This window comes from Hymenobacter actinosclerus, from assembly GCF_900111515.1.
Classification (GTDB): domain Bacteria; phylum Bacteroidota; class Bacteroidia; order Cytophagales; family Hymenobacteraceae; genus Hymenobacter; species Hymenobacter actinosclerus.
In genome coordinates, this window is record NZ_FOHS01000002.1 from 90,119 (window position 1) to 106,132 (window position 16,014).

Here is a 16,014-nt window from a genome sequence, read left to right on the forward strand (position 1 = left end):
ACATACTTCTTCCTTCCATTCTTACCGCATCCCCTCATTCCCCCACAATCCACTCCACCACTTCCCGGCTGTCGAAGTAGTACAGCACGCAGCGCACCTGTTCGTAGCCCAGCTGCCGGAACAGGGCGGCGTACTGCTGCAACGGCACACGGTGGCGGTATTCGGCGGGTGGCAGCTTGAAGTCGAGCAGCGTGACGCGGCGGCCCGTGCCGCTGCCCCCCGACTCGAACACGATGCGGTCGGGCTTGTAGTCCTGCTTGCGGGTGCCGCCCACCAGAATCTCGCGCTCGGTTTCGGCCGCTACCTGGGGGCTAAAATAGTGGGCCAGCCGCGCATCGTCGGTTACCTCGCGCAATTTGGCCAGCAGCGCGGGCCGCTCCTGGAGGCTGATGAGGCCCTCAGCGGCCAGCTGCGAGGCCACGCGCTCCACGTCGGCGGCCTGTTTCACGCGGCGCAAGGCGTAGTGCAGGCGGCGGTTCCACTCGCGCTGCTCCTGTTGCTCATCGAAATCGAACACCGTGTTGGCGTGCCGCCGCAGCTTCAGCCGCTTCTCCCAGGGCGTGCTGGTCAGGTTGGTTAACTGGAGTTCGTTGTTCGTGTTCGGTTCTTCGTTTTTCGGCGCCGGCTTCTGGCCGTTTGATTCGCCCGACGAAGAGCTATCAGCTAACAACTCTAAGCTATCAGCTGAAGAAGCTAAAACGTACGCCATCTGCTCGTCGTCCCACTGATTGGTGCTTACGAGGTAGCGGTACAGCAGTTCGGCCACCGTGCCGGCGGTTTTTTCGGGGGCATTTTCGCCGTCGTCTTTGCCGCTGGCTTTGGCGGGCCGGGGCTTTTTGCTGATGACGTAGAGGCGGTGGCGGGGGCGGGTGAAGGCCACGTAGAGCATGTTCAGGCCTTCCAGAAAGGTCTTTTCCAGCTCCTCGGTGTACTGCGCGGCCAGGGGCGTGAGCAGCAAATCCTGCTTCTGGCTGAGCACGGCCACGCCGGGCATCTCGGCCACCGGGCGGTCGGCCACCGCGGGCAGCCGGCCCCAGAGCAGCGTGCCCATAAACGGCCGCAAGCTCCAGTCGGCAAACGGCACAATCACCACCCCGTAGGCCAGGCCCTTAGCCTTGTGCACCGTTGTGATGGTGAGGGCGTCGCGGCCGGCGGGGGCGTTGATGCTCAGGCTGCTCTTCTTCTGGTCCCAGTAGGCCAGGAAGTTGTTGAGGTTGTTGCCGTAGCGCAGGCTGTATTCGAGGGTCAAATCCAGAAACCGGAACAGGTACTCGCGCTCCGCCGCCCGCTCCAGCAGCTTGAACAGGCCCAGCAGCCGCTCGGTCAGCTCGTAGAGGCCCAGGTTGCCGGTTTCCTGCTCCTTCAGGTCGTAGCCCAGGGCCCGCAGCTCATCAAAAAACGGCTCGGCCGACTTATCATTGGCCAGCTCGGCCCAGCGCCGGGCCCGGTCGGGGGTGGGGGCGTGGCCCCGCACCACGCGGTCGACCAGTAGCAGAGCTTCGGCCCGGGCCAGCGTGTCGGCGGGCCGGTTGAGCACCCGGAACACCGCCACCAGCAGGTTCACGACCTCCGCGAATTCCAGGGACAAGGAGTCGGCCGAGATAATGTCGTAGCCCCGTTCTTTCAGGAACTTGGCGGTGCGGCGGCTGTTGCCGCGGGTGCGGCAGAGCACGGCAATGTCCTGGAGCCGGTAGCCGTCGGCCAGCGCCTGCTGCACCAGTTGCAGCGTGAGGTAGAGCGTGCTTTCGTCGTAATCCAACGTCTGGCCCACCAGGTAGCCGGGCAGCAGCTCGGGCGTGAAGGTGCCGGCCGTGGCATCGTAGCGGGTGGCGGGCGCGTCGTCGTCGGTAAACAGCAGCTCCACGTGGGCCGCGCGGCCCTCGCCGCCGGGCGGACTTTGCTGGGTGAAGTCGGCATCGAACAGCGCCTGCACCAGCGGCAGGGCGCCGTGGGTGGCGCTTACGTGGCCGAAAAAGGCGTTGTTGAACTCGATGATGCCCCGGCCCGAGCGGTAGTTCACGTTCAGGTTGCGGGGCTCCAGGGCCTGGTCGACGGTCTGGTAGCGGTCGGCCAGGCGCTGGCGGGTTTCGGGGTCGGGCACCCGGTCGTAGAGGTGACGGGTTTCGTTTTTATACAGGCGCAGAATCTGCTCCATCTCGCCGCCCCGCCAGCGGTAGATGGCCTGCTTGGCGTCGCCCACGGCCAGGTTGAGGTGGCCGCTGCCCAGGGCGTTTTCCACCAGCGGCAGCAGGTTGTTCCACTGCAACACCGAGGTGTCCTGAAACTCGTCAATCAGCAGGTGCTGGTACCGGTCGCCCAGCCGCTCGTACAGGAATGGTACCGGCTCGTGCAGCACAATCTGGGCAATGCGGCGGTTGAACTCGGCAATCAGCACCACGCCCCGGTCGCGGCTAAGCTGCTCCACGGCCTTGCTCAGCTCGCTCAGCAAGCTCACCTGAAACACGTAGGGCAGCATGCCGGTGGCCAGCAGGTAGCTGGGCAGCAGCCGGGCCCGCAGCTGCTGGAGTTGCGTAAACACCTCGGCCAGCGTTGGGGCCACAGCCGCTACGTCGGCTTCGCGGCCCTGCTTTTTAGCGGCGGCGCTGCCCCATTTATCGGTTTCTATGGTTTTGAGGGCGGTAGCCGTGGGGAAGTTGGCCTCTTTGGCGGGGGCCTCCAGCCAGCGGTGCCAGTTCTGGAAATGCCCGTAGATGCCGTTGGCCCCGCTGGCCAGATGCTCGGCTGCCAGCCCGGCCTCTGCCAGCGTTTCGAGGGCTACGGCGGCGGTTTGCCGCACCAGGGCCTCAATTTCCTGCTGCCGGGCCCGCAACCCCTCGTGCAGCCGCCGGTAGTCGGCCAGGCTCAGTGCCTGCAACTGCTGCATGGCCTCGTGCACCGGCTCGCTCAGCAAAAACTGCCCGAACTCGACCAGCTCCTCCGGCAAATTGTTCCAGCTCTTGCCCTCCTCGGCCTTGTTGAGGGCGAAATCGGAAATCGTGCGCGACAGCAAATCCGCATTCGGGTCGCGGTTTACTCTATCCAGCACCAGCGCTACCGCCCCTTGCAGCACCAGGGCACTATCCAGCTCCACCTCAAACGTGGCCGGCAGCCCCAGCTCGCGGGTAAAGGCCGTTACAATACGCTGCACGAACGAGTCGATGGTGCTCACGGCGAAATCGGCGTAGTGGTAGAGCGCCAGCCGGAACGTGGCCGCCGCCCGCTCGCGCAGCACCCGCTCGCGCTCCGCGGCCGTTTCGAGGTGGGCCAGCGGCCCCTCGGCGGCCAGCTCGCGGGCAATATCGGCCAGCAGCGGGTCGGTCTGGCCCTCGGGCAGGCGCGCGAACCGCCGCAGCGCCCCCAGAATCCGCTGCTTCATCTCGCCCGCCGCGTCGTTGGTGAACGTGATGGCCAGAATGCTCTTGAAGTAGCCCGCCTCCTCCGAGCCCAGCGCCAGCTTCAGGTATTCCTTGGTGAGCTGGTAGGTTTTGCCGGAGCCGGCCGAGGAGGAGTAGATGCGGAAGGTGGGCTGGGAGGGCATGGGAGCAGCGATACGGTAGCTCTGCAAAGGTCGAATTAATCCCTCTACCAATCGGGCAAATAGCGCAAATTTCGAGTTCAGGTACCGGGTGTAAAGACGCAACAGCTGGCGTCTCGTCGTTGCTGACGTTGTGCTACTGAGCCGCTCACCGACGAGACGCCAACTAGTGCGTCTCGACACCCGGTACCGCAACCTGAACATTGCTGTAAGCGCGTCGGCGAAGGCGTGCCGGCTGAGCGGGACAGCGCGTTTTTTGCCGCTTGGCACAACTACCCGGCCGGCGCTGGCGGGGCGTCGGCCGGCTCGGGGCCAAACAAAGCGGCCGGCCAGGTGGTCTTAGAACCGGGCCGCGCAGTTGCGGTTTCCCCTTTCACTTGCCAACAACAGCCTTATGAACATTGGAATTATCGGCGCCGGCCACATCGGCAGCGCCCTCGCCGTCCGGCTCGTCAGCCTCGGCCACTCGGTACGCATTGCCAACTCCCGCGGCCCCGAAACCCTGACCGACGTAGCCCAAAAAACCGGCGCCACGCCCGCCACCGCCCGCGAGGCTGCCCGCCATGCCGACCTTATTGTGGTGACCATCCCGCTCAAAAACATTCCCGACCTGCCCCAAGACCTGTTTGAGGGCGTAGGCGCCGAGGTGCCCGTCATCGACACCAGCAACTACTACCCCATGCTGCGCGACGGCCAGATTCCGGAGTTGCAAAGCGGCGACCTGACCGAGAGCGAGTGGGTGCAGCAGCACCTGGGCCGGCCGGTGGTAAAGGTATTCAACAACATCTACGCCGACCACCTCGAACACAAGGGCCAGCCCGCCGGCACGCCCGGCCGCATTGCCCTGCCCGTCGCCAGCGACGACAATGCCGCCAAGCAGCAGGTGATGAAGCTGGTGGAGGAGCTGGGCTTCGACGCCGTGGACGATGGCACCCTGCACGAGTCGTGGCGCCAGCAGCCCGGCACGCCCTCCTACGGCGCCGATATGCCCGCCGGGAAGCTGCGCGAGCATCTGGCCAGCCTGGGCACCGAGCGCACCGAAGCCCAGCGCGCCGAATTCGCGGCCAACCACGCCGCCCAGGAGCAGGAAATGAAAAACCAGGGCGCCCAGCTCTAGCAATGGGTTCTACCCCTTATACAGAAACGGTCCGGTTGCGCGCAGGCGTGGCCGGACTACCTCTTTGTAGAAGGGCTGCCCTGGATGCGAATGAGCTTACCCCACCGGCCCCCACAAATAGTCGCGCATGCCGGCCTCAATGCGCAGGGGCCGCTTGCTGACGGGGTCCAGCAGCACCCACTGCGTTTCGGCTTCGCAGAGCAGCTTGCCGTCGGCGGCGCGCTCGATGCGCACGAAGCGCTGGCACTGGGCGCCGCGCACTTCGCCAATCCAGGTGGTGCAGCGCAGTTCATCGTGCAGCAGGGCCGGGTGGCGGTACTGGATGCGGTGCTCGCGCACCACCCATATATAGGTGTGGCCGGGCGTGCCGGGCGGGTAGGCGGCGTGCCAGTGCGCGGTGGCCGTGTCCTGGACCCAGCGCACGTACTGCACGTTGTTGGCGTGGTCGAGGTCGTCGATGTCGGCGGGCTGCACCCTGAGCGGGTGGGCGAAGCGGAAGGCAGGGGTGGCGGGCGTATCCATGGAGCTCAAAGGTACGGCGGCCGGGCAGTTGGCGGGCCGCCGGGGTAGCCCGGGCACACTAAAATTTCGGACCCGACGTTGCCATCCGCTTCCAGTTCTAAAATATACCTGTATATTTGATGCAAGTTAAGAATAAGCGGTTTCGTTGCCCGGTTGCGTTTCTGTCAAAAGATAGCCTAATCAAGCTCAGGCTGCTTTTCTAGCTACAAAACATCCATCATCATCAAGAGTACCCATGCAGACAGGAACTGTAAAATTCTTCAACGAGACCAAAGGTTTTGGTTTCATCAAAGTGGACGAGACCGGCGAAGACGTTTTCGTACACGTGACCGAGTGCATCGACGAAATCCGCGACCAGGACAAAGTTGAGTTCGAAATCGCCCAGGGCCGCAAAGGTCCTAACGCTGTTAAAGTAAAGCTCGCCTAAGCGACCTTCTTTTTAGATAGCATAGAAAGCAGGCTCCCTACTAGGGAGCCTGCTTTTTTTTTGGCGAATGGAAATAGGGTGCCAAAAGAACCGTCATGCTGAGCGGAGCCGAAGCATCTCTACCGCAGAGGTAATACTATCGTTTGATTTCTGTCGCGACGAAGCGGTAGAGATGCTTCGGCTCCGCTCGGCATGACACGTTCTTCCACTCACCTTTTATCCTCCTTCACCTTAAACTAGCTTTTCCCGGCAAAAAACCATACCTTTGCACCCGCATTTGAGAACGGCCACGTTCCGCGCAGCTTATGGCTGCCTATAGAAACTTGTTGGGCCGGCTTTGTCTTCCGTCCGTTGCTTCCGTCACTCGTCGTTGTGGAGAGAGTGGGAGAAGAGCGTCGCTGAATCCGCTGTTTTCAGAGCTTATCTCTCTCACTCCATTAACATCGATATGGACCAGGAAACCCCCAAAACCAAGTTCAGCGAGCTGACCCTCTCTGAAGAAATGCAGCGTGCCATTGCCGAAGTGGGCTACGAAGAAGCCTCGCCCATCCAGGCCGCCGGTATTCCCGCGCTGCTCGCCGGCCGCGACGTAATCGGCCAGGCCCAGACGGGCACCGGCAAAACGGCCGCCTTCGCCATCCCCGCTATTGAGCTGATTGACACCGACTCGCGCGAAGTGCAGTGCCTCGTGCTCTGCCCTACCCGCGAGCTGGCGGTGCAGGTATCGGGCGAAATCCAGAAGCTCGGCAAGTACAAGCGTGGCCTCGCCGTAGTGCCAATTTACGGTGGCTCGTCGTACGACCGTCAGTTCCGGGCCCTGGAGCGCGGCGTGCAGATTGTGATTGGCACGCCCGGCCGCGTGATGGACCACATCGAGCGCGGCACGCTCAAGCTGGAGCATTGCAAAATGATCATCCTCGATGAGGCCGACGAAATGCTCGATATGGGCTTCCGCGACGACATCGAGACGGTGCTCAAAAAGATGCCCGAGCAGCGCCAGACCGTGTTTTTCTCCGCCACGATGAGCAAGCCCATCATGGAGATGACCAAGCGCTACCAGAAGGAGCCGCAAATCGTGAAGGTGAATCATCAGGAGATGACCGTTACCAACATCGAGCAGAGCTACTTTGAGGTGCGCGGCCCCCAGAAGAAGGACGTGCTCACGCGCCTGATTGATATGTACAATATCAAGTCGGGCATTGTGTTCGCCAACACCAAGCGCATGGTCGATGACATCGTGGGCGACTTGCAGGCCAAGGGCTACTTCGCCGAGGGTCTGCACGGCGACATGGGCCAGCAGCAGCGCCAGAACACGCTCGACAAGTTCCGCAAGGGTACGCTCGAAATCCTGGTGGCCACCGACGTAGCCGCCCGCGGCATCGACGTGGAGAACGTGGAAGTGGTGGTCAACTACGACCTGCCCGCCGACGAGGAGTACTACGTGCACCGCATCGGCCGCACCGGCCGCGCCGGCAAGCAGGGCAAGGCCTTCACCTTCGTGAGCGGCCGCGACATCTACAAGCTGCGCGACATCATGCGCTTCACCAAGGCCACCATCAAGCAGGAGCGCGTGCCGTCGTTTGAGGATGTGTCGGAGGTGAAAACCACGCTCATGCTCGCTTCGATTAAAGACGTAATTGAGAAGGGCAACCTCGACAAGTACGTGAGCCGCGTGCAGCGCCTCATCGACCAGAGCACCGACGAAAGCATTACTTCCCTCGACATTGCAGCCGCGTTGCTGAAGATGACGATGAAGGAAGACAAGCGGGCCCAGGAAAGCCTCGACGCCAGCCGCACCCAGGGTGCCGCCCGGGCCGGCTTCACCCGCCTGTTCGTGACCATGGGCAAGAAGGACCGCCTGCACCCGCGCGACATCGTGGACCTGATTGCCGAAAACACCAGCCTCACGGCCGGTAAAGTGGGCGACATCGCCCTCTACGACAAGTTCAGCTTCGTGGAAGTGCCCAACGAGTTCGTGGAAGAAATCGTGACCCAGCTCGGCCGCAGCTCCATCCAGGGCCGGCCAGTGGCCTTCAACATTGCCACGCCCCTCCAGGAAGGTGATGCCCAGCAGGAAGGCGGCAACCGCTTCGGCAACGAGCGGCCCCGCAAGGGTCCGGGCGGCTTCGGCGGCGGTGAGCGGCGCGAAGGCGGCGGCAGCTACGGCGGCAACCGCGGCGGTGGCTCGTACGGCGGCAACCGCGACGGTGGCAGCTACGGTGGCAACCGCGGTGGCGGCAGCTACGGTGGTAACCGCGGTGGCGGCAGCTACGGTGGCAACCGCGACGGTGGTTCCTCCTACGGTGGCAACCGCGGTGGCAGCTACGGCGGCGGCTACAAAGGCAAGCGCCGCGACGACGAATAAATCACTGATCCTCGCTGATTAACCGTGATTTCACTGATCATCGGGTCAGCGTAGATTAATAGAATCAAGCAACTAGCCCCGGCCTCAATGAGGCCGGGGCTAGTTGCTTTTGGTGCTTAGGGGCTTGGAAGCTGTTTGAGTTACCTTAAAACAGTAACTTGTAAATGCGCGCAACATCAGCTTACACAAAAAAGGACGCTTCAGAAGAAGCGTCCTTTTTTGTGTAAGCTGATGTTGCGCGTCAAAAAATCAGTGAAATCACGATTAATCAGCGAGAATCAGCGATTTATTTGGCCGCGTCGCGCAGGTCCCGGATTTCGTCGTGGGCCTGCTTGATGCCGGCGGCCTGCTTTTCGACAACGGCTTTGAGGGCTGCGGGAGCGTCCTGAATCTTCAGGGCCTTCTCGTAAGCAGCCTTGGCGTAGTCCTCGCCCCGCTCGCACTCGGCCAGAATGCTGTGGCGGTCCTTGCCGGTTACGAGGCCTTTCAGGTTGATGAAGGCGCGGTGTACGGTGCCGGTGATGGACGATTCCTCGTCGGGCTTGAGGTCCAGCTTGAACATCTGGTCTTCCAGCTCCGTGATATATTGAGCGCGCTGGGCGGCGTATTTCTTGAAAAGCTCTTTCAGGTCGGCGTCCTCTACGTCGGTCATGGCCTCGGCGTAGCCTTTCTGGCCGTCTTTGAGGGTTTCGATAAGTTCGTTGAGGCCGGCTTGCATTACTTTGGAATCCATAAGGAAAGAAATTTAGGGTTAAGAAATGGGAAAGTGTAATGCCTCCCTTTACTCCTAAAGCCCGTGTGGGGTTGCCTGCCGGGGCGGGTTGATGGTAGCCGAACGAGTAGGGGTATGCCGGGTAGCATTGGCCGTAGCAGTACGCATGAGCTTGGTAAAATGCTGTTGTTTATTTCAATAAGGAAAATGAAAACCAACGGCACAGTAGCGCCGTCTGAGTTGCCTGCCTGATTCAAAAAGTGCAAATACCCAATAATTTGCACGTTATTAATCCAAACGGTACGGAATAGAGGGCGTATGAACTACCAGTTTACCCGCATTCATTCATCCACTACTAATCCCGCCCTACAATGGAAAATGAACAAAAGAAGACTTCCGATTCCACCACCAATAGTTCGTCGGCCTCGGGCATGAGCTCGGGTAGCTCGTCGGGTGCCAGCGGCTCGATGAGCGGCACCGGCAATGCTACCGGCAACAACTCGGGCATGACTACCAGCAAGGAGTTGGCTTCGGCTGAGATGAGCGTTGGCAAGGGCGCGCTGGGCGACACCAAGAAGCAGCCCAACAAGGAGGCCAACCCTTCGTCGCTCAAGCCCGATGCTAAAAAGTCAGGCTCGACCAGTACCGGCAAAGCGTCGGATAGTACGAGCAAGTCGGGCAAGAAAGACTCGGACAAAAAAGATTCTGCCGCTAAAAAAAGTAGTGCAGGTGCCTCCGCCCAACATTCGGGCAGCACCGACGCGGCCACTACAACTAACCATCAATCTTCTAACTCACAGAACGCTATGAACAATTCCGAAAATCAGAACCGCGACAATCAGTATGGTAACTCGATGAACTCCGGCTATCAGGACCGGAACTCGATGCGCAGCAGCCAGCAGGGCTACGGCCAGGAGCGCGACAACGACCGCAGCTCGGGCAACAGCGGCAGCTACAACAGCCGCAACGACTACTCGTCCTCGTCGTCGGATAACTACGGACGCTCGTCGTACCAGGACCGCGACAACGACCGCCACGACTCGAACAATAGCTACGGCAGCCAGAACGACAACAACCGCAACTGGATGAACTCCGGCAGCTCGCAGCACCAGGGCAGCTACGGCCGCCAGGGCGACGATATGGGCATGGGCAGCAACAGCAACATGCGCAGCAACAACTACGACAACGACCGCCAGGGCCGTAGCAGCTACGGCAGCAGCAATTACGACCGCAACGACAACTATGGCGGCAGCAACAGCTACGGCGGCAGCAGCAACTCGGGCCGCGACAATGACTACCGCGGTGGCAGCAGCAGCTACGGCTCCGACCAGGACCGCAACTACGGCGGGTCCTCCTCCTACGGCCGCAGCTCGTCGTCGGATTACGATAACGATTACCGCTCGTCGGGCAGCGGCCGCGACCGGAACTCCGGCGGCTACAGCAACCGCGACAACGACTATTCATCGGGCAACCGTGGCATGAACAGTGGCATGGGCAGCGGCGGCTACGGCAGCCGCGACAATGACCGGAACTACGGCGGTAGCAGCTACGGCGACAACCGCGGCAACAGCAACTATGGCGGTGGCAGCTACGGCCGCGACGACGACAACTACGGTCGCAGCAACCGCGGCTACAGCCAGAACAGCTACAGCCAGGACGACTACAGCCAGCGTAACCGCTCGATGAACCAGGGGGGGCGCAACATGAACAGCGGCTACGGCAACGACGAGTATTCGTCGGGCAACCGCGGCATGGGCAACGGCGGCTACGGCAGCCAGCGCGGCAACTACGGCTCGCAGTCGTACAACGACGACAACTCGATGAACCGCGGCGGCTCGATGGGCAGCAACAGCAGTTATGGCAGCCAGGAGCGCGACAATGACCGCAACTACGCCCAGAACCGCCGCAACCAGGACCGTTACAACAGCTCCTCGGACGATTACTCGTCGTCGCGCCGCAACAACCGCCGCGACGAGGACTACGACAACCGCTACTAGCGTCTGATTTGCCCCGGCGCCGGCCTGTCGTCCGGCCCCGACGCAACCAGCCTACTCAGTGCAAAGGGGCTCCGACCATTGGTCGGAGCCCCTTTTTTGTGGTTTAAGCTGTAGGTCGCTTGGGTTTGGGATACCTGAATCTGAATCAGGCCTCGGGCGGCCGGCTCATGGCGCGGCCGGCCAGAAAACCGGTCGTCCAGGCCGCCTGAAAGTTGAAGCCGCCGGTAATGCCGTCAATGTCGAGCACTTCGCCCGCAAAATGCAGGCCCGGCACGAGGCGGCTTTCCATGGTCTGCATATTGATTTCGGCCAGCGAGATGCCGCCGCAGGTCACGAATTCCTCCTTGTAAGTGGTTTTCCCCGAAACCGGCAGCGCCGTACGCAGCAGGGCCTCAATCAGGCGGTTCTGGAGCTTGGCCGGCAGCTCGTTCCAGCGGGTTTCGGGGCCGATGCCGGCCTGCTCGGCCAGCGTGCGCCACAACCGTTGCGGCAGCCCCAGCAGCGGGTTCGAAACCACCAGCTTGCGGCCGTGGGGGCCGCGGTGCTCCTGCAAATGGTTGCGCAGGGTGTCTTCGGTGAAATCGGGCAGCCAGCTAACCAGCGCAATGCTACGGTAGTTGAGCTCGTGCAGGCGGCGGGCACCCCAGGCCGAGAGCTTGAGCACGGCCGGCCCGCTCAGGCCCCAGTGCGTAATCAGCACGGGACCTTCGTAATCGAGCTTTTCGCCGGCCACCCGCACGCGGGCCCAGGGCACGCTCACGCCCGGCAGCTCGCGCAGCGGCGAGTCGGGCACGTTGAAGGTAAACAGGCTGGGCACCGGCTCCTGCACCGCGTGGCCCAGCTGCCGCAGCCAGTTGTACTGCTCCGATTTGGGCGCGCCGCCGGTAGCCACCAGCAGCCGCGCCACCCGCCGCGTGGCTGCGGCCGCCGCGCCGCTCAGCGTCAGCTCGAAACCGCCCTCGGGCAGCGCCCGGATGCGGTCGGCGGTGGTGTGGGTCAGGATTTCAACGCCGGCCCGGCGGGCCGCTTCGAGCAGGCACTGGGCCACGGTTTCCGAGGAGTCGGTGACCGGAAACATGCGGCCGTCGGGCTCGGTTTTGAGCTGCACGCCACGAGCGGCAAACCAGCGCACCGTGTCGGGGGCGCCGAAGGCGTGGAAGGGCTGCTTGAGCTGGGCGCCACCGCGCGGGTAGTGCTGCACGAGCTGGGCGGGTGTGTCGGCGGCGTGGGTGACGTTGCAGCGGCCACCGCCCGAAATGCGCACCTTGCTCAGCAGCTTCCCGGTTTTTTCCAGCAGCAGCACCCGCAGGGCCGGGTTGGCCTCGGCGCAGGCAATGGCCCCAAAAAAGCCCGCCGCCCCGCCACCTAGTACAGCTACTGTCGTCCGTTCATCCTTCACCCGGCAAAATTAACCACAGATCAGCAGTTATCCCGCATCAGCAGAACGAGAGGGCGGCCACCACATCGTCGTGGCGGAACTGGTAGGAAGTGAGTTGACGAATGGCCGAGGAATCGACCAGTTTGCCGCCCGCGGTGCTCTGCTCGAAGGTCGGCGGCTCCAGGCCCAGCTGGGTAGCGGCAGCGGTGTAAAACGTGAGCCGGGAGGGATGGGTGGCCGCGCTGGCATTAAACGTGTGGCCCCAGAGGTTCTGCGCCAGCACGTTCAGCAGCAGTCCAATACAGTCGTGCAGATGAATCAGGTTGACCGGGGCCTCGCCGTGGGCTACGCCCGTACGCCCCGCCATAAACCGGCCCGGCGCCCGGCCCGGCCCCATCAGGCCCGCCATGCGCACCACCGTATGGGCCGGCCCCTGAAACAAGGCCTCCCCCCGCAGCAGGTGCGAACCGGCCTCGGCTGAGGCGCGGGCATCCTCCTCGTGCATCGTGCGGGCATCGTCGGGATACACGCCGGTGGAGCTGACCAGCAGCACGTGAGATACCCCGGCGGCCGCCGCCGCTGCGGCCACGTGGCCGAGCATAATGGGGTACGCCTCGGCCTGACCGGGCCCGCGGCCCGGGGGCACGTTGAGCATCAGCACGTTTACTCCCTGTAGCAGCGCGTGCAGCGTGTCGGCGTCGGTGGGGGTGAGGGCGGGGGCGAGGCGCAGCAGGTAGGGCCGAATGCCGGCGTCGCGTAGCAGCAGCAGCCGGCCGGGCGTGGTTGTGCTGCCGTGTACCGGGTAGCCGGCCGCCACCAGCGCCTGGGCCAGCGGCAGCCCCAGCCAGCCGCAGCCCAGCACGGCTACAGTTGGCAGGGCAGCAGAAGAAGCGGGTTGAGTCATGGGGGCTAAAGGTGGCAAAAAAACTTTCCCGGGCAAGCGGGCTGATATCAACCGGCCCGAAAAACGGAAGAAATAGCGTTCTTGTGAAAATCGGCCGCCTTTTCGGTGGTCGCTCACTTCTTCTCAACTTTCCACTTTACGCTTCCTCCCCTTATGGCCTCTGCCCATCCCTACGCCCAACCCATGCTCCGCGACAACGCCCTGCAAGGCAAAACCATCGTCGTGACGGGCGGCGGCACCGGCCTCGGCCGGGCCATGACGACGTACTTCCTGCAACTCGGGGCCAACGTGGTTATCAGCTCCCGCAAGCTCGATGTGCTCGAAAAAACGGCCGCCGAGCTGCGCGAGCAAACCAACAACGCCAACATTCTGGCCGTGCAGTGCGACGTGCGCAAGTACGACGAGGTGGAGGCGCTGCTCGAAAAAACCATCGAAACCTTCGGCGGCGTTGATGTGCTGCTTAATAATGCGGCCGGCAACTTCATCAGCCCCACCGAACGCCTGAGCCACAAGGCGTTCGATGTGATTGTAGACATCGTGCTCAAGGGTTCCTACAACTGCACGCTGGCTTTCGGTAAGCGCTGGATTGCCGATAAAAAGCCCGGCACCATCCTCAGCATCGTGACCACCTACGCCTCGGTGGGCTCGGCCTACGTGGTGCCCTCGGCGGCCGCCAAGGCCGGCGTGCTGGCCATGACGCGCTCCTTGGCCGTGGAGTGGGCCAAGTACGGCATCCGGGCCAACGCCATTGCGCCCGGCCCGTTCCCGACCGAAGGCGCCTGGAGCCGCCTGTTCCCCGAGCCGCTGGCCTCCAAGCTCGACCCGGCGGCCAACGTGCCCCTCAAGCGCGTGGGCGACCACCAGGAGCTGGCCAACCTGGCCGCCTATATGGTGTCAGACTTTTCGGCCTACATGAACGGGGAAGTCGTAACGCTCGACGGCGGCGAGTGGCTCAATGGCGCCGGCGAGTTCAACAAGCTCGAACTGCTCACCCCCGATATGTGGGACCACATCGAGAAAACCATGCGCCGCTAGATCACAGATTAGCACGGATTTTAGCGGATTTCACGGATTTTGTAGGCGATTGAAAAACCGTTGCTTAGAAAAGCCACCTCAAGTGAGGTGGCTTTTTTCTTTAGCTACAGGACGAAAGGACCGTCTACAAAATCCGTGCAATCCGCTAAAATCCGTGCTAATCCGTGATCTAGAGTTTGTACCCTTTGAAGCCTTTGGCGAATTCGGCGGCGGGGATGGGCTGGTTGGCGACGAGGTCGGAGAATTCAAACTTTTCGAACAGGCCCTTGTCGTCGTTTACCTGCACGACGAGGGGTAGGTAGAGCTTCTGGTCGATGCAGATGGTGATGCGGCTGCCGTAGGCGTTGGGCACCTGAATGGTTTTGCCGGCGGCCACGGTGGCACCCGGGCCCAGGCCGTTGCGCTCCATAATGCGGTACTCGCCGCAGCCGAACTTCTGGGCAATGGTTTTGGTGGTTTCGGCCTTCGTGGGTTTATAGCTCACGTAGCGAAACTGCGGAAACGAAGAGCGCAGGACGTGGGCCGGCCGGCCCAGTACCGTTGTGTCGCCGGTGTAGCGAAAGGTTTTCTCGAAGCCCGGATTCAGGCGCTGGCCCGAGTCATCAAGCAGTTCGGAAATGGTGCCGTAACCGGCTTCCAGGGCACTATGGTGCTGGCCCTTGCGCATAATGGAACCCTGCGGATCGAGGCTGAGCGTGACGTAGGGAAAGCTGTTGGGGTACACCCAGGCGTCGCCGCCGTTCTGGCCCGTTACGTAGAGCACCTCAATGCCCTGGTCGTTGCGCAGGTACACTTTGTAGGGGTTAAAGCTCATCTTCATCGTGGTGCGGGCCTGCTGGTATTTGCCCGCAATCCGCTCCTGGGCCCGCACGTTGCAGCGCAGGGTTTTCAGGTTGTCGATGGCCGTAGTCAGGCGGCTGATGAGCGTTTCGGTGGAAATGGCCGGCGCAGCGGGTATGGCGCTGCTGCTCAGCAGGCCCGTAAGCGCCAGTAGGGGCAGGCAGTAAGAACGACGAAGCATAGAAAGTAAAGGGGTAACCAGGGGTTCGAAGGCTGGACCGCAGGCACAAACCGCGCCATTTGCGGGGCTACCAGGGAGCATGCGTGGCGCAGGTGCCCCGGCTAACGGTTTGGGTAGCGTAAAAGTTGGAAAGCCGGGCCGGGGCGCAACTTTTTTTGGGTTTCGGCGGAATAGCCACCATGCACTTCTCCGTTATCACCCCCACCCACAACCGCCTGGCCTACCTGCCCGAGGCCGTAGAGAGCGTCCGGGCCAGCGTTTCGGCGCCGCTTGATTTCTCGTTTGAGCACCTGATCTGCGAAAACGCCTGCTCCGACGGCACGGCTGCCTACCTGCGCGAGGCCGCCCAACAGTCTGGCCCGCCGCTGCGGGTGCGCGCCCAGCCCAAGCTGCTGCGCGCCGGCCCCGCCCGCAACCAACTCATCCGCCACGCCGACGTGCCCGCCGACGCCTGGCTGGTGCCCCTCGACGACGACGACCTGCTGCTCCAGCGCACCCTGTTCCAGTACGGCCAGCAAATCAGCCAGCACCCCGGCCGGCCCTGGCTGGTGGCCGACTTCCTGCGCGTCGACCAGAACCGCCGCTACCTGCCCGCCGACGACTACTACGCCTGGCAATTTGATTCGCCCCAGGATATGCTGCGGGCCATTTTCCGGGCCGAGCACTTCATCCAGGGCAACGTCTGCTACAGCCGCGAGCTGTTCGATTCGGTGGGCGGCTACGACGAGCAAATCGAAATGGCTGAAGACCTCGACCTCTATGTGCGCTTTGTGCTGGCCGGCCATCTGCCCGTCATCTGCCCCCACATCAGCCACCTGCACCGCTTCCACGACAGCAACGTCAGCATCGGCGTCGACGCCGACAAGCACGCGCAGGACTTGCGGGTGATTTATGACAAGTACGCCGGGCAGTTGGGCGAGATGGGAATTGAACGGCCGTAAGTAGGACTACTCATGAAATAGAACTGTCATTCTGAGCAGCGCGAAGAATCTCGCGTGCCA

12 protein-coding genes are annotated in these 16,014 nt (G+C 62.5%); 6 read left to right on the plus strand and 6 right to left on the minus strand.

Annotated features, from left to right (window positions below; translation table 11 throughout):
* Nucleotides 1-34: 34 nt before the first annotated feature.
* Nucleotides 35-3,538 carry a UvrD-helicase domain-containing protein gene (locus BMY67_RS06780; protein ID WP_177189728.1) on the minus strand — a complete coding sequence of 1,168 codons (3,504 nt, stop codon included), beginning with the start codon at nucleotides 3,536-3,538 and terminating at the stop codon, nucleotides 35-37.
* 391 nt (nucleotides 3,539-3,929) lie between these two features.
* Between BMY67_RS06780 and BMY67_RS06785 the strand changes: the two genes are divergently transcribed.
* On the plus strand, nucleotides 3,930-4,652 hold the full coding sequence (locus BMY67_RS06785) for an NADPH-dependent F420 reductase (protein WP_092769825.1): 723 nt from the start codon (nucleotides 3,930-3,932) through the stop codon (nucleotides 4,650-4,652).
* A gap of 96 nt (nucleotides 4,653-4,748) precedes the next feature.
* Here BMY67_RS06785 and BMY67_RS06790 read toward each other — a convergent pair whose 3' ends face one another.
* Nucleotides 4,749-5,174 carry an acyl-CoA thioesterase gene (locus tag BMY67_RS06790; RefSeq protein WP_092769827.1) on the minus strand — a complete coding sequence of 142 codons (426 nt, stop codon included), beginning with the start codon at nucleotides 5,172-5,174 and terminating at the stop codon, nucleotides 4,749-4,751.
* A 235-nt stretch (nucleotides 5,175-5,409) separates the two neighbouring features.
* Between BMY67_RS06790 and BMY67_RS06795 the strand changes: the two genes are divergently transcribed.
* Together BMY67_RS06795 and BMY67_RS06800 are read left to right on the plus strand one after the other, a co-directional pair.
* On the plus strand, nucleotides 5,410-5,601 hold the full coding sequence (locus BMY67_RS06795; RefSeq protein WP_019947277.1) for a cold-shock protein: 192 nt from the start codon (nucleotides 5,410-5,412) through the stop codon (nucleotides 5,599-5,601).
* A 448-nt stretch (nucleotides 5,602-6,049) separates the two neighbouring features.
* Entirely contained in the window at nucleotides 6,050-7,966 is a 1,917-nt protein-coding gene (locus tag BMY67_RS06800) for a DEAD/DEAH box helicase (protein WP_092769829.1), read from the plus strand.
* 286 nt (nucleotides 7,967-8,252) lie between these two features.
* On the opposite strand, the gene BMY67_RS06805 is transcribed toward BMY67_RS06800, so the two are convergent.
* A complete protein-coding gene (locus BMY67_RS06805; protein WP_092769831.1) occupies nucleotides 8,253-8,699 on the minus strand; it encodes a PA2169 family four-helix-bundle protein in 447 nt (148 codons plus the stop codon).
* Nucleotides 8,700-9,049: 350 nt separating this feature from the next.
* On the opposite strand from BMY67_RS06805, the gene BMY67_RS06810 reads away from it, so the two are divergent.
* Nucleotides 9,050-10,675, plus strand: coding sequence for a hypothetical protein (locus BMY67_RS06810; RefSeq protein WP_092769833.1), 1,626 nt, complete (start codon nucleotides 9,050-9,052; stop codon nucleotides 10,673-10,675).
* A gap of 145 nt (nucleotides 10,676-10,820) precedes the next feature.
* Here BMY67_RS06810 and BMY67_RS06815 read toward each other — a convergent pair whose 3' ends face one another.
* Both BMY67_RS06815 and BMY67_RS06820 read right to left on the minus strand, forming a co-directional pair.
* Nucleotides 10,821-12,074, minus strand: a complete 1,254-nt coding sequence (locus tag BMY67_RS06815; RefSeq protein ID WP_092769835.1) for a BaiN/RdsA family NAD(P)/FAD-dependent oxidoreductase — start codon at nucleotides 12,072-12,074, stop codon at nucleotides 10,821-10,823.
* Nucleotides 12,075-12,111: 37 nt separating this feature from the next.
* On the minus strand, nucleotides 12,112-12,957 hold the full coding sequence (locus BMY67_RS06820) for an NAD(P)H-binding protein (protein ID WP_092769837.1): 846 nt from the start codon (nucleotides 12,955-12,957) through the stop codon (nucleotides 12,112-12,114).
* Between the two features lie 153 nt (nucleotides 12,958-13,110).
* Here BMY67_RS06820 and BMY67_RS06825 point away from each other — a divergent pair, with 153 nt between their 5' ends.
* The gene (locus tag BMY67_RS06825) at nucleotides 13,111-13,992 is read left to right on the plus strand and encodes an SDR family oxidoreductase (RefSeq protein ID WP_092769839.1); all 882 of its coding nucleotides are present in this window, start codon (nucleotides 13,111-13,113) and stop codon (nucleotides 13,990-13,992) included.
* Nucleotides 13,993-14,161: 169 nt separating this feature from the next.
* Here BMY67_RS06825 and BMY67_RS06830 read toward each other — a convergent pair whose 3' ends face one another.
* Complete coding sequence (locus BMY67_RS06830) at nucleotides 14,162-15,013, minus strand: DUF1571 domain-containing protein (RefSeq protein WP_177189729.1); 852 nt, start codon at nucleotides 15,011-15,013, stop codon at nucleotides 14,162-14,164.
* A 179-nt stretch (nucleotides 15,014-15,192) separates the two neighbouring features.
* On the opposite strand from BMY67_RS06830, the gene BMY67_RS06835 reads away from it, so the two are divergent.
* Nucleotides 15,193-15,954: a glycosyltransferase family 2 protein gene (locus BMY67_RS06835; protein ID WP_092769843.1), complete on the plus strand. Its 762-nt coding sequence runs from the start codon at nucleotides 15,193-15,195 to the stop codon at nucleotides 15,952-15,954.
* Nucleotides 15,955-16,014: the final 60 nt, after the last annotated feature.